17 protein-coding genes, 1 pseudogene and 1 riboswitch are annotated in these 19530 nt (G+C 52.5%); of the genes and pseudogenes, 9 read left to right on the top strand and 9 right to left on the bottom strand.

Annotated features, from left to right (window positions below; all coding sequences use genetic code 11):
- Positions 1–516 precede the first annotated feature (516 nt).
- Positions 517–2538 (top strand): excinuclease ABC subunit UvrB, encoded by a 2022-nt coding sequence (uvrB, locus tag ACE15A_RS15155; RefSeq protein WP_053510097.1) that lies wholly within the window; start codon positions 517–519, stop codon positions 2536–2538.
- Positions 2539–3066: 528 nt separating this feature from the next.
- The gene (gene slrP / locus ACE15A_RS15150) at positions 3067–5340 is read left to right on the top strand and encodes an SPI-1 type III secretion system effector E3 ubiquitin transferase SlrP (protein WP_053510095.1); all 2274 of its coding nucleotides are present in this window, start codon (positions 3067–3069) and stop codon (positions 5338–5340) included.
- Between the two features lie 92 nt (positions 5341–5432).
- Here the strand turns inward: slrP and yvcK are convergent, their stop codons facing one another.
- Complete coding sequence (gene yvcK, locus ACE15A_RS15145) at positions 5433–6341, bottom strand: uridine diphosphate-N-acetylglucosamine-binding protein YvcK (protein WP_023248174.1); 909 nt, start codon at positions 6339–6341, stop codon at positions 5433–5435.
- A gap of 264 nt (positions 6342–6605) precedes the next feature.
- Positions 6606–6749, top strand: a riboswitch (molybdenum cofactor riboswitch).
- Here yvcK and moaA point away from each other — a divergent pair.
- From moaA to ACE15A_RS15115, 6 genes are all read left to right on the top strand, one after another.
- Positions 6737–7726 (top strand): GTP 3',8-cyclase MoaA, encoded by a 990-nt coding sequence (gene moaA, locus ACE15A_RS15140; RefSeq protein ID WP_053510094.1) that lies wholly within the window; start codon positions 6737–6739, stop codon positions 7724–7726. It overlaps the preceding riboswitch by 13 nt.
- 21 nt (positions 7727–7747) lie before the next feature.
- The gene (gene moaB, locus ACE15A_RS15135; protein ID WP_053510092.1) at positions 7748–8260 is read left to right on the top strand and encodes a molybdenum cofactor biosynthesis protein B; all 513 of its coding nucleotides are present in this window, start codon (positions 7748–7750) and stop codon (positions 8258–8260) included.
- Between the two features lie 2 nt (positions 8261–8262).
- The gene (gene moaC / locus ACE15A_RS15130; RefSeq protein ID WP_023248171.1) at positions 8263–8748 is read left to right on the top strand and encodes a cyclic pyranopterin monophosphate synthase MoaC; all 486 of its coding nucleotides are present in this window, start codon (positions 8263–8265) and stop codon (positions 8746–8748) included.
- Positions 8741–8986, top strand: a complete 246-nt coding sequence (gene moaD / locus ACE15A_RS15125) for a molybdopterin synthase sulfur carrier subunit (RefSeq protein ID WP_023248170.1) — start codon at positions 8741–8743, stop codon at positions 8984–8986. Before moaC ends, moaD begins: the two co-directional genes overlap by 8 nt.
- A 1-nt stretch (position 8987) precedes the next feature.
- Entirely contained in the window at positions 8988–9440 is a 453-nt protein-coding gene (moaE, locus tag ACE15A_RS15120) for a molybdopterin synthase catalytic subunit MoaE (RefSeq protein WP_023248169.1), read from the top strand.
- 47 nt (positions 9441–9487) lie between these two features.
- Positions 9488–10192, top strand: coding sequence for a Bax inhibitor-1/YccA family protein (locus tag ACE15A_RS15115; protein ID WP_000373611.1), 705 nt, complete (start codon positions 9488–9490; stop codon positions 10190–10192).
- A 93-nt stretch (positions 10193–10285) separates the two neighbouring features.
- On the opposite strand, the pseudogene ACE15A_RS15110 reads toward ACE15A_RS15115, so the two are convergent.
- The 3 genes and pseudogenes from ACE15A_RS15110 to ACE15A_RS15100 form a co-directional block, all read right to left on the bottom strand.
- Positions 10286–11248: pseudogene (locus ACE15A_RS15110) on the bottom strand (YbhN family protein).
- Positions 11248–12489, bottom strand: coding sequence for a cardiolipin synthase ClsB (clsB, locus tag ACE15A_RS15105; protein ID WP_053529665.1), 1242 nt, complete (start codon positions 12487–12489; stop codon positions 11248–11250). Before clsB ends, ACE15A_RS15110 begins: the two are co-directional and overlap by 1 nt.
- Positions 12486–13244: an endonuclease/exonuclease/phosphatase family protein gene (locus ACE15A_RS15100; protein WP_053510087.1), complete on the bottom strand. Its 759-nt coding sequence runs from the start codon at positions 13242–13244 to the stop codon at positions 12486–12488. Before ACE15A_RS15100 ends, clsB begins: the two co-directional genes overlap by 4 nt.
- A gap of 132 nt (positions 13245–13376) precedes the next feature.
- Here ACE15A_RS15100 and ACE15A_RS15095 point away from each other — a divergent pair, with 132 nt between their 5' ends.
- Complete coding sequence (locus tag ACE15A_RS15095; RefSeq protein ID WP_000871970.1) at positions 13377–13787, top strand: YbhQ family protein; 411 nt, start codon at positions 13377–13379, stop codon at positions 13785–13787.
- Here ACE15A_RS15095 and ACE15A_RS15090 read toward each other — a convergent pair.
- Genes ACE15A_RS15090 through cecR form a run of 5 tightly spaced genes read right to left on the bottom strand, consistent with a single transcriptional unit; the run spans position 13749 to position 19402 of the window.
- The gene (locus tag ACE15A_RS15090; RefSeq protein ID WP_000469042.1) at positions 13749–14855 is read right to left on the bottom strand and encodes an ABC transporter permease; all 1107 of its coding nucleotides are present in this window, start codon (positions 14853–14855) and stop codon (positions 13749–13751) included. The genes ACE15A_RS15095 and ACE15A_RS15090 overlap by 39 nt on opposite strands.
- 31 nt (positions 14856–14886) lie before the next feature.
- Positions 14887–16017 (bottom strand): ABC transporter permease, encoded by a 1131-nt coding sequence (locus tag ACE15A_RS15085; protein WP_023246492.1) that lies wholly within the window; start codon positions 16015–16017, stop codon positions 14887–14889.
- Positions 16010–17740, bottom strand: coding sequence for an ATP-binding cassette domain-containing protein (locus ACE15A_RS15080; RefSeq protein ID WP_053510085.1), 1731 nt, complete (start codon positions 17738–17740; stop codon positions 16010–16012). Before ACE15A_RS15080 ends, ACE15A_RS15085 begins: the two co-directional genes overlap by 8 nt.
- Positions 17733–18728, bottom strand: a complete 996-nt coding sequence (hlyD, locus tag ACE15A_RS15075; protein WP_053510083.1) for a secretion protein HlyD — start codon at positions 18726–18728, stop codon at positions 17733–17735. The genes ACE15A_RS15080 and hlyD overlap by 8 nt, the downstream gene beginning before the upstream one ends.
- A complete protein-coding gene (cecR, locus tag ACE15A_RS15070) occupies positions 18728–19402 on the bottom strand; it encodes a transcriptional regulator CecR (protein WP_053510082.1) in 675 nt (224 codons plus the stop codon). The genes hlyD and cecR overlap by 1 nt, the downstream gene beginning before the upstream one ends.
- Positions 19403–19530 lie beyond the last annotated feature (128 nt).

The following is a 19530-nucleotide window of genomic DNA, read 5'->3' as shown; positions in this document are numbered from 1 at the left end:
AATAATCAGCCAAAAATAGCGATAATTTTTTTTTATCGCCCGGCGAAAACGTCCGGCGCTGATTTTGCCAGGCGGCAGGGGATACGGGCTGGAAGCAGTTATCCACTATTCCTGTGGATAACCTTGTGTATTAGAGTTAGAAAACACAACGTAAGCGAGAGGCGACGCGGCCTGCGACTAAATTGGCGCGAAAGACGGCTTGAGAAAATATCCCTTTTTAGACAGCGAGTTATATAAAATCAATGGTTGTAAAGGAAGGGGGAGGCATTGACATAAAACTTTCATCATACGTCTTGACAAATGTTAAAAAAGACTCTGGTCTGGGGATAACCGCATGCTGCTGGAATTTTATTCCGCGACTGTCTACATTTTGCCTCGCGACGGCGTGGGTTATTTGCCGATAGCCACTATACATTAAAGTGTTACTGTTTTTTCATCCAGTATTTTTTATTGGCAATATTCACCGCCAGGAGTAAAATTATACACCTGCCCGCTCACACCTTCAGGTAGCCGCCCATGAGTAAACCGTTCAAACTGAATTCCGCTTTTAAACCTTCTGGCGATCAGCCGGACGCTATACGTCGCCTGGAAGAGGGACTGGAGGACGGGCTGGCGCATCAGACGCTATTGGGCGTAACCGGCTCCGGGAAGACATTCACCATTGCCAACGTCATTGCTGACTTGCAGCGGCCAACGATGGTGCTTGCGCCCAATAAAACCCTGGCGGCGCAGCTCTACGGCGAAATGAAAGAGTTTTTCCCGGAAAACGCGGTGGAGTATTTCGTCTCCTACTATGACTACTATCAGCCGGAAGCGTATGTGCCAAGTTCGGATACGTTTATCGAAAAAGACGCTTCGGTAAACGAACATATTGAGCAAATGCGGTTGTCGGCAACGAAAGCTCTGCTTGAGCGACGCGATGTCGTGGTGGTGGCTTCCGTGTCCGCTATTTACGGGCTGGGCGATCCGGATCTCTATCTGAAAATGATGCTGCATCTGACGGTCGGAATGCTGATTGACCAGCGTGCAATTTTGCGTCGGCTGGCGGAATTGCAATACACCCGTAACGATCAAGCTTTTCAGCGCGGCACCTTTCGCGTGCGCGGCGAAGTGATCGACATCTTCCCGGCTGAATCTGACGACATTGCGCTACGCGTTGAGCTGTTTGATGAAGAAGTGGAACGTCTGTCGCTGTTTGACCCGTTAACCGGGCAGGTAGAGTCAACGGTGCCACGTTATACCATCTATCCCAAAACGCACTACGTGACGCCGCGCGAGCGTATTCTGCAGGCGATGGAAGAGATAAAAGATGAGCTGGCGGACAGGCGTAAGGTCCTGTTGGCGAATAATAAGCTGCTTGAAGAGCAGCGATTAAGCCAGCGCACGCAGTTCGATTTAGAGATGATGAACGAGCTGGGCTACTGCTCAGGCATTGAAAACTATTCCCGCTTCCTGTCGGGTCGTGGGCCGGGCGAACCGCCGCCAACCTTGTTCGATTATCTGCCCGCCGATGGACTGCTGGTAGTGGATGAGTCCCACGTCACGATCCCGCAGATAGGCGGCATGTATCGCGGCGACCGGGCGCGCAAAGAGACGCTGGTCGAGTATGGCTTCCGTCTGCCTTCGGCGTTGGATAACCGTCCGCTGAAGTTTGAAGAGTTTGAAGCCTTGGTGCCGCAAACCATCTATGTTTCCGCCACGCCTGGCAACTATGAGCTGGAGAAATCTGGTGATGAGGTGGTGGATCAGGTCGTGCGACCGACCGGGCTGTTGGACCCGATCATTGAAGTGCGTCCGGTGGCAACCCAGGTGGACGATCTGCTTTCCGAAATCCGTCAACGTGCGGTCATTAATGAACGCGTCCTTGTCACTACGCTCACCAAACGGATGGCGGAAGATTTGACCGAATATCTGGAAGAGCACGGCGAGCGCGTGCGTTACCTGCACTCGGATATTGATACCGTGGAGCGCATGGAAATCATCCGCGATTTGCGTCTGGGCGAGTTTGACGTTCTGGTGGGGATTAACCTGCTGCGCGAAGGGCTGGATATGCCGGAAGTCTCGCTGGTGGCGATTCTGGACGCCGATAAAGAGGGCTTCCTGCGCTCCGAACGTTCCCTGATTCAGACCATAGGTCGCGCGGCGCGTAACGTTAACGGTAAAGCGATTCTGTATGGCGATAAAATCACGCCGTCGATGGCGAAGGCGATTGGTGAAACCGAGCGTCGTCGCGAGAAGCAGCAGAAGTACAACGAAGAACACGGTATCACTCCGCAGGGACTGAACAAAAAAGTGGTCGACATCCTGGCGTTGGGGCAGAACATTGCGAAAACCAAAGCGAAGGGGAAAGGCAAGGGCCGTTCTACGGCAAAAGCCGGGATTGTCGAACTGGATATGACGCCGAAAGCGTTGCAGCAGAAAATTCATGAGCTGGAAGGGCAAATGATGCAGCACGCGCAAAATCTGGAGTTTGAAGAAGCCGCGCAAATTCGCGACCAGTTGCATCAGCTACGCGAGTTGTTTATCGCGGCATCCTGACAACGCGTCGATCGTCGGCGCTTTCGCATTGTGAGTAGCATCAGGTAAGGGGTACATACATCACCTGTATAATTGCCTGCTTTTGATAGTTTTAGTCCAACAGCAAGGGCTGAGTTAGTCAGGAACGGAAAACAGTTACAGGCGTTGATCAACGAGATTGCCTGAAATATCAAAAAAAACAGTAACTTAGGTGGTTAAATCACTACTGAAGAAAATTAGCGTTGAGGTCGAGCTCAACGCTAAAAGTACCTGTCTCCCCAGCTATGAGAAAAACTGCTTCGTATTATCGGTATAGCTATTCTTATGGTCGTCATTTTAATCTTATGTGAGTTCGTTGAAAGAGTGTTATGGCAGCAGATTACATCATTCTACGTAAAAATGGGGTGATGGAAGTCCTGGCATTTATAAGTAAGGTGCTAAAAATACTGGGTGACTAGCCCAAAATAATAACTAATATGGCCTTTTATTTAAAGTTGAGAATATCTGTATCCGCTACTTTGGGTTACTTCCAGATCAGGGAGGGAAAATATGTTTAATATCACCAATACGCAATCTGCTGTAAGGAATCAAAGTATTAGTAACGAGGAATTAAAAGAGGTACTTCCGGAAGATGAGATATGGAGTAAAATTAGTATTTTTTTCGCTTCAGAATATCAGATTGAAGTACAAAGCTGCATCGCTTATCTTTGTCATCCACCTGAAACCGCCTCGCCAGAAGAGATCAAAAGTAAGTTTGAATGTTTGAGGACGGTAGCTTTCCCAGCGTATGCGGATAATATTCAATGTAGTAGAGGGGGGACAGACCAATACTGTATTTTGAATGAAAATAGTCAGGAGATCCTGTCTATAATTTTTAATACAGATAGTTATACCGTTGAGTGCGGGGGAGAGACGGTAACCTATACCCGTGAGACAGAAAGCGAGCAGGCGAGTGGCGCTCCAGGCTTCAGCCCCAAAGGTGCTGTGAATTATGAGTTAATCTGGTCTGAGTGGGCAAAAGAGGCGCCACCGAAAGAGGCTCAAGGTCGTGAAGAAGCCGTACAACGGATGCGTGACTGCCTGAAAAATAATAAGACGGAACTCCGTCTGAAAATATTAGGACTTACCACTATACCCGCCTGTATTCCTGAGCAGATAACTACTCTGATACTCGATCACAATCAACTGAAAAGTTTGCCGGAAAATTTACAGGGAAATATAAAGACCCTGTATGCCAGAAGTAATCAGCTAACCAGTATCCCTGCCACGTTACCGGATACCATACAGAAAATGGATCTGAGCATTAACTTTATTACTGAATTACCGGGACGTTTGCCTTCAGCGCTTCAATCGCTGGATCTTTTTCATAATAAAATTAGTTGCCTACCTGAAAATCTACCTGAGGAACTTCTGTACCTGAGCGTTTATGCTAACAGCATAGGGACACTGCCAGAACATTTTCCGTCAGGGATTACCCATTTGAATGTGCAGAGTAATTCGTTAACCGCTCTGCCCGAAACACTGCCGCCGGGCTTGAAGACTCTGGAGGCCGGCGAAAATGACTTAACCAGTCTGCCCGCATCGTTACCAACAGAATTACAGGTTCTGGATGTAAGTAAAAATCAGATTACTGTTCTGCCTGAAACACTACCTCCCACGATAATAAATCTGGACGTTTCCCGTAACGAATTGATTAACCTACCGGAAAACCTCCCGGTGGCATTACAAGTCATGCAGGCCTCTCGCAATCACCTGGTCCGTCTCCCGGAGTCGTTACCCCATTTTCGTGGTGAAGGACCTCAACCTACAAGAATAATCGTAGAATATAATCCTTTTTCAGAACGAACAATACAGAATATGCAGCGGCTGATGTCCTCTGTAGATTATCAGGGACCCCAGGTATTCTTCGCCATGGGCGACTTTTCAATTGTTCGGGTAACACGACCACTGCATGAAGCTGTCCAGGGTTGGCTAACCTGTCTCGAGGAGGAAGATGTCAACAAATGGCGGGCGTTTGAGGCAGAGGCAAACGCTGCAGCTTTCAGCAGATTCCTGGACTATCTTGGTGATACGCAGAATACCAGACACCCGGATTTTAAGGAACAAGTCTCCGCCTGGCTAATGCGCCTGGCTGATGATAGCGCACTAAGAGAAACCGCATTTATTATAGCGATGGATGCAACGATAAGCTGTGAAGATCGGGTCACACTGACATACCACCAAATGCAGGAAGCGACGTTGGTTCATGATGCTGAAAGAGGCGCCTTTGATAGCCAATTAGCGGAACTGATTATGGCGGGGCGTGAAATCTTTCGGCTGGAGCAAATAGAATCGCTCGCGAGAGAAAAGGTAAAACGGCTGTTTTTTATTGACGAAATTGAAGTATTTCTGGGTTTTCAGAATCAGTTACGAGAGTCGCTGTCGCTGACAACAATGACTCGGGATATGCGGTTCTATAACGTTTCGGGTATCACTGAGTCTGACCTGGACGAGGCGGAAATAAGGATAAAAATTGCTGAAAATAGCGATTTTCACAAATGGTTTGCGTTGTGGGGGCCGTGGCATAAAGTGCTGGAGCGTATAGCGCCAGAAGAGTGGCGTGAAATGATGGATAAAAGGGCTGAGTGTATTGAAACGGATGAGTATCAGATCCGAGTCAACGCTGAACTGGAAGCGTTAGGAATAGCAGGTGATCCTGACGCAGAGCGCATGACTGGGATGCGGATAATGGAAGAGATTAATCAGACCCTCTTTACTGAGAACATGGAGAATGTATTGATGAAAAAAGGGGTGAGCTCGCTCATGAGCGCCTACTGGCGATAGCTGAGCGCAGTTTATCAGAAGGGGGAGAGAGCCTGTTTACCATTCGGTGTAAACAGGCTTCTGATAAGCGCAGCGTCATCCGGTAAATGTCATTAACCCAACGCCTGTAGCGCTTTTTCCAGCGCATTATGTAATAACTGACGATCGTGGCGATAGGGGATATCGCTGGCCTCCAGCACTTCCTGAATCACCACCCGGTCGTTAACCGCGCTGACATCGACTTTCGGTCCAACCACCACTGCGTCAATAACCTTTTTGCCAATATATTGTTCCATCATCGCCAGCTTATCGACCAGCGTTAAACTGGCGGCGGGCAGACTTAATTCGCGGCCCAGATTGCCGATATACACCATTGGCGCCGGGGTGCGCCGCAGTGCCTGCGCCAGTTCATCCAGCAGCAGGCCAGGCATCAGGCTGGTATAAAAACTGCCAGGGCCAATCAGAATCAAATCCGCGTCATTAATGGCCTGTACCGCTTCCCGCGTCGCCGGAACGTTTGGCGTTAACATGATCTCCTGCGGCGGCGTCGCTAACTGATCGATATTCACCTCGCCGTAAACCTCATGCCCCTGTTCGTCAATCGCCATCAGATCTACCGGTAGTTCGGACATCGGGATCAGCTGCGCGTCCACTTTAAGCAGATTACGAATTAGATTGATCGCTTCCAGAGGCCGCACGCTCAGGTGATCTAACGCCTTTAACATCAAATTTCCGAGATTATGACCAGAAAGTTCGCCATTACCGCCAAAACGATACTCAAACATAGCGGATGCGACGCTGGGTTCGGTAATTAACTGGTTCAGACAGTTGCGCATATCGCCCCAGGCGATCCCGCCTTCCGAACGGCGAATACGGCCAGTTGACCCTCCGTTATCCGTGGTAGTAACAATACCGGTCAGGCGTGAACCTAATGAAGAAAGCGAGGAGAGGACGCGTCCTAATCCATGCCCTCCGCCGAGGGCGACGACACGATCCAGGTCAGCCAGCGTACGATTGCGCATAAAAATTCCTGAAGTCAGATAAACAGCGTTACAGTAGCGCAAATGGCGGGTTTTCAGCAATTAGCTAGCAGGCTAAAAGTCGATAAATTGTTTTTAACTACCCCTTTTTAGCGAGGACGTTGTCACCGCTAAATGATGTATATCAATATAAAAGTGCGATTTTCACGTATTCTGTCGTTAAATAGCACGATCATGTCGCTATGTATATGTTTATATAGCGAAAGCGGGATGGCGAAATTGTCATTTACACGCTAGTATCGGCATAACCACAGTAAACACTCTAGCCTCTGCACCTGGGTCATTTTGATACGGTGTTTTGGCCGTGACAACGTTCAGCGTTTGCCACCAGGGCGCAGGAAGAAATGACTCCGCCTCCCGTATTTGGAAAGGTGTACATGGCTTCACAACTTACCGATGCTTTCGCGCGTAAGTTTTATTACTTACGTTTGTCGATTACCGATGTGTGCAACTTTCGTTGCACCTACTGTCTGCCGGATGGCTACAAACCAGGCGGCGTCACTAACAATGGTTTCCTTACCGTCGATGAAATTCGTCGCGTTACGCGCGCTTTTGCCAGTCTTGGCACGGAAAAGGTGCGTCTTACCGGCGGCGAGCCTTCATTACGTCGCGATTTTACCGACATCATTGCCGCCGTAGGTGAAAATGACGCTATTCGCCAGATCGCGGTGACAACTAACGGTTATCGACTGGCGCGTGATGCTGCGAACTGGCGCGAAGCGGGTCTGACGGGCGTCAACGTCAGCGTGGATAGTCTGGATGCGCGTCAGTTCCATGCGATTACCGGTCAGGATAAATTCCGCCAGGTGATGGCGGGCATCGATGCCGCCTTTGACGCCGGTTTCGAAAAGGTGAAAGTCAATACCGTGCTGATGCGCGATGTGAATCACCATCAGTTGGATACCTTCCTTGCATGGATTCAGCCTCGCCCCATTCAGCTACGCTTCATTGAACTTATGGAGACGGGCGAGGGGAGCGACCTCTTCCGTAAACATCATATTTCTGGTCAGGTACTGCGCGACGAGCTGATTACGCGCGGCTGGAACCACCAGCAACGCCAGCGTAGCGATGGCCCGGCGCAGGTTTTTTGTCACCCCGATTATGCCGGTGAGATCGGCCTCATTATGCCGTATGAAAAAGACTTCTGCGCCACCTGTAACCGCCTGCGCGTTTCGTCCGTCGGTAAGCTGCATTTATGTCTGTTTGGCGACGGCGGCTTGAGTTTGCGCGACCTGTTGCAGGATGACGCGCAGCAATACGCGCTTGAGGAACGTATTTCCGACGCGTTGCGGGAGAAAAAGCAGACCCATTTCCTTCACCAGAGCAATACTGGTATTACGCAAAATTTATCCTACATTGGCGGTTAATCCTTAATAAGGAGATTTCAGATGAGTCAGGTAAGCGCTGAATTTATCCCGACCCGCATCGCTATTCTTACTGTTTCCAATCGACGCGGCGAAGACGACGATACCTCCGGTCATTATCTGCGTGATTCGGCGCAGGAGGCCGGGCATCAAGTAGTGGCAAAAGCCATCGTTAAAGAGAACCGTTACGCGATTCGCGCCCAGGTTTCCGCCTGGATTGCCAGTGATGAGGTGCAGGTCGTATTGATGACTGGCGGGACCGGTTTGACCGAAGGCGATCAGGCGCCGGAAGCGCTGTTGCCGCTGTTCGATCGTGAAGTGGAAGGATTTGGCGAAGTGTTTCGAATGCTCTCGTTTGAAGAGATCGGCACCGCAACTCTGCAGTCGCGCGCGGTAGCTGGCGTGGCGAATAACACCTTGATTTTCGCCATGCCGGGCTCCACAAAAGCGTGCAGAACCGCATGGGAGAATATCATTGCGCCGCAGTTGGATGCCCGTACGCGCCCATGTAATTTTCATCCTCATTTAAAGAAATAACGATGTCGCAATTAACCCATATAAACGCCGCAGGCGAAGCGCACATGGTGGACGTTTCCGCCAAAGCGGAAACCGTTCGTGAAGCGCGGGCGGAAGCATTCGTTACCATGCGTAGTGAGACGCTGGCGATGATTATTGATGGCAAACACCACAAGGGCGATGTTTTCGCGACCGCCCGTATTGCCGGTATTCAGGCCGCCAAACGCACCTGGGAGCTGATCCCGCTGTGCCACCCGTTACTGCTAAGTAAAGTGGAGGTTCAGCTTCAGGCCGAGCCGGAGCATCGCCGCGTGCGTATTGAGTCTCTGTGTCGCCTGACCGGTAAAACGGGCGTCGAAATGGAAGCGTTAACCGCGGCGTCCGTCGCAGCGTTAACCATCTACGACATGTGCAAAGCGGTACAAAAAGATATGGTGATTGGTCCGGTGCGTCTGCTGGCGAAAAGCGGCGGCAAATCAGGGGATTTTAAGGTGGATGCGCATGATTAAGGTGCTTTTCTTCGCCCAGGTTCGCGAGCTTACAGGAACTGACGCGCTGGATCTTCCAGCAGATTTTTCCACCGTTGAGTCGCTGCGACAGCATCTGGCGGCAAAGAGCGATCGTTGGGCGATGGCGCTGGAAGACGGCAAGCTGTTGGCGGCGGTCAACCAGACGTTGGTGAGTTTTGACCATCCGCTGACGGCGGGCGATGAAGTGGCGTTTTTCCCGCCAGTCACGGGAGGCTAACATGCGTGAAACGCGAATTATAGTCGGTCCTGCGCCGTTTAGCATCGGGGAGGAATATCCCTGGCTGGCGGCGCGCGACGAAGACGGCGCGGTCGTCACCTTTACCGGAAAAGTGCGCAATCATAACCTGGGCGATAGCGTTAAGGCGCTGACGCTGGAGTATTATCCTGGCATGACAGAGAAAGCTCTGGCGGAGATCGTCGCTGAGGCGCGCTCCCGCTGGCCGCTGGGTCGGGTAACGGTGATTCATCGCGTTGGCGAATTATGGCCGGGCGATGAGATCGTGTTTGTCGGCGTCACCAGTGCGCACCGCAGTAGCGCGTTCGACGCCGGTCAGTTCATTATGGATTATCTGAAAACCCGTGCGCCGTTCTGGAAGCGTGAAGCCACGCCGGAAGGCGATCGCTGGGTTGAAGCGCGCGACAGCGACCAGCAGTCGGCGAAACGTTGGTAGCATAATGTGATACGCTTTAGGGTATCATTTCCACACAGGAGTTTATCATGGACAGATTTCCACGATCTGATTCAATAGTGCAGGCGCGTTCTGGCCTGCAGACCTATATGGCGCAAGTGTATGGCTGGATGACGGTCGGACTGTTACTGACCGCGTTTATCGCGTGGTATGCGGCTAATACGCCAGCCGTCATGATGTTTGTCTTTTCCAGTAAGATCACCTTCTTTGGGTTAATCATTGCTCAGCTTGCGCTGGTGTTTGTTCTGTCGGGACTGGTGCATAAACTTAGCGCCGGAATGGCGACGACGCTGTTTATGCTCTATTCGGCGCTAACCGGATTGACGTTATCCAGTATTTTTATCGTTTACACCTACTCCTCTATCGCCAGCACGTTTGTGGTGACGGGGGGAATGTTTGGCGCCATGAGCCTGTACGGGTACACCACTAAACGCGATCTTAGCGGTTTCGGCAATATGCTGTTTATGGCGCTTATTGGTATCGTTCTGGCGTCGCTGGTCAATTTTTGGCTGAAGAGCGAAGCGCTGATGTGGGCGGTAACCTATATCGGGGTGGTTGTGTTTGTCGGTCTGACCGCCTACGACACGCAGAAACTGAAAAATATCGGCGAGCAAATAGATACCCGCGATAGTGCTAATCTGCGTAAGTATTCGATTCTCGGCGCGTTAACGCTGTACCTGGACTTTATCAACCTGTTCCTGATGTTACTGCGTATTTTTGGCAACCGTCGCTAAGTTTCATTGCCGGATGGCGATGCGCAGCGCCTTATCAGGCCTACGGCACTTTGTAGGCCTGAAAGCTATGCGCCATCAGGCAGTTTCGCACGATCATTTCGCCATCGCCCGTTCGTTTTTCGCCCGCAGCTTTTTCGCCCGGCTCTCCAGGACCAGATAACACACCAGCGCCAGCAACAGGGGAATAAAATAGTAAAGCACGCGGTAAGCGAGCAGGGCGGCGATAATCGTGCCTTGCGACGTATGTTCGCCCGCCAGCAACGCGAGGAATACGGCCTCCAGCACGCCGATGCCTGCCGGAATATGTACGATGACGCCCGCAATACTGCTCACCAGCAGTACGCCCAGTACAAAGAAATAGTTCACATCCTGGCCCATCAGCAGCCAGATTATGGCGCCCATCGCCATCCAGTTCGCGCTGGAGATCGCCATCTGCGCCAGCGCGAATTTCCATGACGGCAGCACCAGTTTCTGCCCTTTAATCGTCATATGCCGCCGCTTTGCAAAGGCGCAAAACCACAGATAGACCGCGATAATCAACAATAAAACGATACCGAGAATACGTAGCGTGCCTTCATCGATATACCAGTGGTCGGGAAGCTGGACAACGCCGAAGGTAAAAATGATGCCGCCAAGCAGAATATAGCCCAGCCAGTTAGTGGTAATACTGAGCGAGAAAATACGCGTGATAGTACTGCCTGGCAAGCCGAGGCGGGAGTAAAGTCGGTAACGCATTCCGATCCCGCCGACCCAGGTGCTGAGCGTCAGGTTAAAAGCGTAGCAGACGAACGATACCAGCATAACCTGCCGCTTCGCCAGTTTATGGCCGCAATAAAGCCGTCCAAGCAGGTCGTAGCAGCCGTACAGAAGATAGCTAACGATCACCAGTCCCACGGCGCTTAAAAGTGCCGTGCGGTTATAGTCGCGGATGACGGTCCAGACATCGCCCTAGTCGACCTTTTTAGCATAAACCACCAGCAGAACGACGACCGCAATAAAAAACAGCCAGGTCAGCACTTTTTTAGCCAGCCGCCAGCGCGGATGCGATTTAGCCATTAGGGCTTCACTCCTGTATTTTCTGGATCAACGCGATCCTGGGTTTCCATTTCTGGCTGGGCAGGCGGGGGAACCTGCGCCAGATGCGGGGTATGCGCAGGTAGCCAGCCGACCAGCGCCGGGAAATGGCGTAAAAAGTGGAACGCCAGCACGCTTTTGGTCAGGTTCCACCAGGTGCGTTTCGGCAGCATTGACTCATCGACCTGCTTACAATCATTCACGATGATGCCTTGTAAATTATCGCGCAGGGTCTGGTTAAAATTGCGATCGTGAATGATCAGGTTAGCTTCAAGATTAAGCGACAGGCTGAGCGGATCGAGATTACTTGACCCTACCGTGGCCCAGTGATCGTCCATCAGCGCCACTTTGCCGTGCAGCGGACGGCGACGGTATTCATAAACCTGTACGCCGCCCTTCACCAGATAGTTGTAGAGCAACCGCGCGCCGACTTTGACAATCGGCATGTCTGGCTCCCCCTGGACAATCAGTTTTACGCTCACGCCACGGCGGGCGGCTTTACGCATTGCGTGGAGCAAGCGATAGCCGGGGAAAAAATAGGCGTTAGCGATAATCACTTCACGCTTTGCCTGGGTCAGCATTTTCAGATAATGACGTTCGATATCGTCGCGATGCTCTTCGTTATCCCGCCAGACAAACAGCGCCTGCGCCTCGCCGGGCTGGCGGTTTTCTTCTGCCTGATGATGGCGTTTCCACCAGCGGCGCGCAGGGCTTTGCCCCGGCAGGTTCTCGACTTCGAATTGCAGGATATCGGCCACTACAGGCCCTTCGACCCGTACCGCGTAGTCTTGTTTCGCCTGCGGGCCGTAATCCGACATATGCTCGGCGGAATAGTTAATGCCGCCGACAAAGGCAATACGATCATCAATCACCACAATTTTGCGGTGCATTCGGCGGAAGATATTGGTTCGCAACCCCAGTAGACGCGGGCGGGGATCGTAATAGCGAAAAATAACGCCCGCTGCGGTTAACTCACCGACAAACGCGTCGCTGAGATCGGGAGAGCCGTAGCCGTCGAGTAATACTTCGGCTTTTACGCCGCGCTGTGCGGCTTTTAGCAGAGCGGCATGGAGTTTTTTGCCCACCTCATCTTCAAATAAGATAAAGGTTTCCAGAATGATTTTTTGCTGTGCCTGAGCGATAGCCGTAAACACGGCAGGATAGAACTGGTCGCCGTTTTCCAGTAGCTGAATTTGATTACCTTCACGCCAGCCGCATTTCATAGATGGATCTCCGCGCTAAGGGGGGCATGGTCTGATAAATGTCGCCAGTTCCGCAGCGGTAGCGCCGTAGGAGAACTGGCGTTAGCATTCTTGACGTAAATACGATCGAGTCGCAGCAGCGGCATACTCACCGGGAATGTGCGCGCCGGTCGACCGTGGGCGCGGGTGAATATCTCCTCCAGCCCGGCTGCGTTTAGCGGCGGGCCGGCCTTTTGCCGCCAGTCATTAAAGTCTCCGGCCACCAGTACTGGTTCTGATTCCGGCAAGGCATTCACCCATCCCGCCAGCATGGTTAACTGCGCCTGCCGATGGCTCTCCCGCAGGCCGAGATGCACGCACATGACGTGGATAGGGTGGTTGAGCATGGGCGGCGTAATGCGGCAATAGAGCACGCCGCGTTTTTCGCTACCGTCGACCGAGACGTCGCGATTTTCATAATGTTCAATGGGATAGCGAGAAAGAACCGCATTACCGTGGTGGCCTTCTGGATAGACCGCATTGCGGCCATAGGCGAAATCGCTCCACATGGTGTCGGCCAAAAATTCATAATGGGTGGTGTCCGGCCAGTTTTCGATATGCAGCGGATGCACCTCATGCGCACCCATCACTTCTTGCAGACAGACGATATCGGCGCCGACCGTTCTGACGGCGTCGCGTAGCTCCGGCAGGATGAAGCGTTTATTAAAGGCGGTAAAACCTTTGTGCGTATTAATCGTGAGCACTTTGAATGAAAAATTTCGCGTGTGTTGAGTCATTTTCTTCCTGTCCGCGTCACTATCCTGATTGAAATAGTGTAGTCGTCGTCACAAAAAGATGCGGTCTTACGGAATTTTCCGTAAAGTTCGGTACTCTGAATAATGAGAGAAAAATGCTTCAGGAGAAAAGCCATGAAGTGGCAACAACGCGTTCGTGTCGCAACCGGCCTCGGTTGTTGGCAGATTATGTTGCATTTACTGGTAGTGGCGATGCTGGTAATAGGCTGGATGAGCGGCACATTAGTGCGCGTCGGCCTGGGATTATGCGTGCTTTATGGCGTGACGGTACTGCTGATGCTGGCGTTGCAGCGTCATCATGAGCAACGCTGGCGCGATGTGGCGGATGTGCTGGAAGAGCTGACTACCACCTGGTACTTCGGCACCGCGCTGATTGTCCTCTGGCTGCTATCCCGCGTATTGCAAAATAATGTTTTACTGGCGCTGGCGGGGCTGGCTATCCTGGCCGGGCCCGCCGTGGTTTCGCTACTGGCGAAAGATAAAAAGCTACATCACTTTGCGTCTAAACATCGCATACGCCGCTGAACCTGTGGTGGCCGCTATCACCAGTAGCGGCCACAAACTTCCCCAGACAATCCCCAGACTCGCGTCCTTAAGATAAATTTGCTTAGTAATATCAGTAAAGTGGCGGATAGGGTTTATCCACGTCAAGTTTTGCAGCCAGACCGGCATATTTTCCACCGGTGAGACATAACCCGAGAGCAAAATCGCCGGCATCATAAAGACAAAGACGCCGATAAACGCCTGCTGTTGCGTGGCGCAAAGCGATGATATCAGCAAGCCAAAGCCTACCAGCGACAGCCCGTAAATCACCATCGTGAAATAAAACAGCGCTAACGAACCGGCGAAGGGGATTTGGTACGCCCAAATGCCGATAGCCAGCACGATCGTAGCCTGGAAGGTCGCGACAATCAGCGCCGGCACCGCTTTACCGACGAAAATCTGCCAGGTAGTGAGCGGAGAGACCAGCAGTTGATCCAGAGTGCCTTGTTCACGCTCGCGGGCGACGGACAGCGAAGTAACGATCATCACGCCGATAGTGGTGATCATGGCGATCAGCGAGGGCACCACAAACCACTTGTAGTCCAGATTCGGGTTATACCAGTTGCGTACCACCAGTTCGCTATTGTTGGGCTTTGGCTTGCCGTCCATCAACGCCTGCTGATACTCCTTGACGATCTGTTGCAGATAATTGGCGGCGATTTGCGCGCTGTTGGAGTTACGTCCATCAAGAATGAGTTGCATCGGCGCAGGCTGGAAGGTATCCAGATTCCGCGAGAAATCCGCCGGGAAGCGCACCAGCAGCAGCGCTTTTTGCGTATCAATAGTCGGCTGGATCTCCTGCGGACTGTTCAGCAACAGCACATGGGTAAACGCTTTCGCGCGGGCAAAGCGCTGGGTAAGTTCTACCGAATGTTTGCCGTTATCTTCGTTATAAATGGCGATGGTCGCGTTAGTGACTTCAAGCGTCGCGGCGAACGGAAACAGGATAACCTGAATCAGCACCGGCAGAATCAGGATCGCGCGCGTTTGCGGTTCGCGTAAAAGCGATTGCAGTTCTTTGCGGATTAACGTCCATAAACGATGAAACATAGTCTTGCCCTCAGTGCCGGATAGCAAATCATCAGTCCAGCCGTCGTTTGGTTTTTAGCCACGTCAGGCCAATAAACATCACCGCCGAGGCGATTAAAAACAGTACGTTAATGCCTAACACGACCGGAATATTGCCAGCCAGAAACAGACTTTGCAGGGTACTGACAAAATAGCGCGCCGGAATAATATAGGTCACCGCGCGGATCACCGCAGGCATACTGTCTATCTGGAAGATAAACCCGGACAGCATAATCGAGGGTAAAAAGGCGGCGTTCAGCGCCACCTGCGCGGCGTTAAACTGGTTACGAGTGATGGTGGAAATCAACAGCCCCATCCCCAACGTACTCAGTAAAAACAGACTGGTGATGATAAACAGAATCACCAGCGAACCGCGATACGGTACGCCGAGAATAAACACCGATACCAGCATGCAGAGCAGCATCGCCAGCATACCGAGAAAGTAATAGGGAATAAGCTTACACAGCAGCAGTTCAACACGCGTCACTTCGGTTGAGAGCAGCGCCTCCATCGTGCCACGCTCCCATTCGCGGGCAACGACCAGCGAGGTGAGGATCGCGCCAATTACCGTCATGATAATGGTCACTGCCCCGGGAATAATAAAATGTTGACTGATCGCCGCCGGGTTAAACCAGTAGCGCGTCTGAACATCGATGAGCGGTTCAAAAGTGTCGCCGCGATCTTCCGCCCGCTGTTGTTGCCAGATTTGCCAGATGCCTTCAACATAACCCTGAACGAAGTTGGCGGTGTTTGGCTCACTGCCATCGGTAATAACCTGAATTGGCGCGCTGTCACCGGCGCGCGCCATTTGTTGCGCGAAATCCACCGGAATCACCACCAGTCCGCGAATGCGTCCGGCCTGCATTTTTTCAATTAATTCATGGCGATTATCGCTAATGGTCGCGTCGATATAGGGTGAACCGGTCATCGCATGAGTGAAATCCAGCGCCTCCTGGCTTTGCTGTTCAAGCAGAATCCCCACTCGTAGCTTGCTGGAGTCGAGGTTAATGCCGTAACCGAAAATAAACAGCAACAGCAGCGGGATCACCACCGCAATCAGCCAGCTACTGGGATCGCGAACGATCTGGCGCGTCTCTTTGACGCACAACGCACGCACGCGGCGCCAGGAGAGAGACTTACTCATGTATATGCTCCTTATCCCAGTCATTGATGAGAGTGATAAAGGCCTGCTCCATCGTCGGATCGGCCTGTTGCTCATCGGCGGCCTGCGCTTTGAGATCGTCCGGCGTACCGCTGGCGATAAGCTTCCCACGATAAACCAGTCCAATGCGATCGCAATATTCCGCCTCATCCATAAAGTGGGTCGTCACCATTACCGTGACCCCTTTTTCCACCATGCTATTAATATGCAGCCAAAATTCACGGCGGGTGAGGGGATCAACCCCGGATGTTGGTTCATCAAGGAATAAAATATCCGGTTCGTGCATCAGCGAGCAGGCCAGCGCCAGACGCTGTTTAAAGCCCAGCGGCAGCGCATCGGTGGGATGCGACGCAATGCTTTTCAGACCAAACGCTTCGCTCATGCGCTGAATTTTTTCATTCTGCGCGCGGCCCCGCAAACCGTAGACGCCAGAGAAAAAACGCAGGTTCTGCTCGACCGTCAGGTTGCCGTAAAGCGAAAATTTTTGCGCCATATAGCCCAGATGCTGACGAGCTTTGCCGGAGCTGACTTTCAGGTCCATATCCAGCACCAGCGCCTTGCCGGACGTCGGCACCAGCAGGCCGCACATCATTTTAAAGGTGGTTGATTTACCCGCGCCGTTCGGGCCGAGCAGGCCAAAAATCTCGCCGCGTTGTACGACGAAATTAACATGGTTCGTGGCCGCGAAATCGCCAAATTTTTTCGTCAGTTCCTGCGCTTCAATCACCGTTTCGCCGGGAGTGCCTTCAACCGTATGGAGGATTGAACCCAGCGGAGACTCCGCGGTTCCCGCCCCGCCAAGAAGATCGATAAACGCATCTTCGAAGCGTGGCGCGGTCTCATTGAGGGTGATTTCCGGCATCCCTTCGGCCTGACGAATATCTGCTGCAGTTGCCTCTTTTTTCAGGATCAGGCGTACCGAACGCCCCTGAATCATGCCGTCGCTCACCTGTGGTAGTCTGAGCGCTCTCTGTAGCAACTTACGGTTGTTTTCCTGTGGACTGCTCATCAGAAAGCTGCGACCGGCCATCGTTTGCGTCAGCGCTTTAGGTTCACCCTGATAGAGCAATTCGCCTTCATTCATCAGCAGCACGTCGCGACACTGTTCGGCTTCATCCAGATAGGAGGTGCTCCATAAAATCAGCATCCCGTCGCCCGCCAGTTCGTGGACCATTTGCCACAACTCGCGCCGTGAAATCGGGTCAACGCCAACGCCCGGTTCATCCAACAGCAGCACTTTCGGTTCGCCGACCAGCGTACAGGCCAGCCCCAGTTTTTGCTTCATCCCGCCGGACAATTTTCCCGCCAGACGGCCAGTAAAAGGGCCGAGGGCGGTAAACTCCAACAAACGGGCAAAGGTCCGTATCTCGCCGGTAACGCTGCGCAAATCAGCATAGAGATTAAGGTTCTCCATGACGGTAAGATCTTCATACAGACCGAATTTCTGCGGCATGTAGCCCAGAACCGCGTGCAGCTCGCTGTCGTTTTGTATCGGGTCGAAGCCCAATACGGACGCGCTGCCGCCATCGGCTTTGAGCAGGCCCGCCAGCATACGCATCAGCGTGGTTTTTCCTGCGCCGTCCGGCCCTACCAGCCCGGTGACATAACCGGAATGAATGGTACAGTCGAGCGGCGCGACGGCGGGTTTATCCATTCCCGCAAAGCGCTTCGTCAGACCGTGCAGTGTAATAACGGCCTCACTCATGCCGTGCCTCGTCATTAAATTTCACCGTGACCGGCATCCCCTGGCGTAACGCATCGTCCGCATCGGTGACGATAATACGCAGGCGATAGACGAGATCGGTACGCAGATCCGGCGTTTCGACGGTTTTCGGCGTAAATTCCGCGGTCGGTGAAACGAAACCAATCTTGCCGTGGTAAGGTTTGTCAGGACGTCCGTCGGTATACAACAGAATGTCGCGCCCCGGTTGCGTCTGACTGAGGTTGCGTTCATCGACGTAGGCGCGCACCCAGACGGGGCGGGTCAGCGAGAGCGTTAATACCGTGCTGCCGGCGTTCAGCATACTGCCCGGCTCGACCGCGCGGGTGAGCAAGGTCCCGTTGGCAGGCGCGATAAGCGTGGTGTCTTGTAAATCAAGCTGCGCCTGCGCCAGTTGGGCTTTTGCCTGTTCCAGGCTGGCTTTCGCCTGGGCGATATCCTGTTCGCGATTACCGGTGCGGTACTGGCTCAGTTTATCTTGTGCGGATTTCAGCGTTGCCTGCGCCTGATCGCGCGATGAGCGGGCGTTTTCCAGATCATTAGCGGAAATGGTGCGGCTTTTCCACAATCCTTGCTGACGGTTATAAAAGTTTTGCGCGTAGTCATAGGCGGCTTGCGCCTGTCTGACGGCGGCGGCGGCCTGGGCTATCTCTTCATCGCGATAGCCTGCCAGCATCAAATCGTATTGCGCCTGAGCGACCGATACGCCAGCTTTCGCCTGCATCAGCGCGTTTTCGTATGGCGCGTGATCCAGTTCGCCGAGCACCTGTCCGGCTTTGATAGTATCGCCTTCATCAACATTCAGCGACGCCAGCCTGCCGCCGACGCGAAAGCTGATATTGACGGTACGGATATCGACATTACCGTATAGCGTCAGCCCATCGTCCTGCCGACTTTGATACCACCAGGTTCCACCAGCAACCACAGCGACGATCGCTGCGATTACCAGTCCGATAACGACAGGTTTTTTCATCAGTCCAGACTCCTTTGCGTTAAACCGTGCAGAATAAGATCGATGTGGCAGGTTACCGTCTGGTAAATCAGCTCCGCTTTTTCTTCATCAAACTGCGGCCAGCCGGTACGTAACAAAATAGTTTCTTTGCCGAGACGAAACGCCAGCACTTCGCCCAGTAAGGCATGGGTATGCAAAATCATGCGCGTATCATTGGCGTCGCAGCCGGTATAAGCGGCAACCAATCTTGTCAGATGGGTGTGCAACGGAGCGATAACTTGTTCATGAACCAGTTGATAGGCCGACGTGGGAGAGAGCTGCTCGCGTGAAATAAATTTACTCAGGTTAACGGTGTCTTCCTGCGTCAGCAGCATAATCATGTTCTTGCAGGCGAGCAGAATGAGCTCGCGTATGGCGTCCCGGTCAGGATCAGGCTGGCTAAACAGATGTTCCGCTTTTTCAGCATGGGGGCGAAATTTTTCGCCAAGAAAATCGGCAATCCACTGGGCGCAGGCGAGGTATAAATCCTCTTTTGAGCCGAAATAGTAAGTAATGGCGGCAATATTTTGCCCCGCCAGCGCGGCGATATCGCGCGTGGTGGCATGGAGGCCATACTCGCCAAACTGCGCCAGCGCGGCGGCAATTAGCTGGCTTTTCGCCTGCTCGCCCTTGGTGGTCGTGGTGGGAATATTCATCACACGCCCTAATTCTTAATCAATCGATTGATTAAGATTATGACTCATAATGGCACTTGTCCAGTGTGGTCGATTAATTTGTCTTTGCCACCTTTCGGGATAATTTATGCGCCGCATCACAAAAACTG

Source organism: Salmonella sp. HY31 (assembly GCF_042604575.1).
Taxonomy (GTDB): domain Bacteria; phylum Pseudomonadota; class Gammaproteobacteria; order Enterobacterales; family Enterobacteriaceae; genus Salmonella; species Salmonella diarizonae.
Note: the sequence above shows the minus strand (reverse complement) of the source record. Positions and strands in the feature narration are given on the sequence as shown.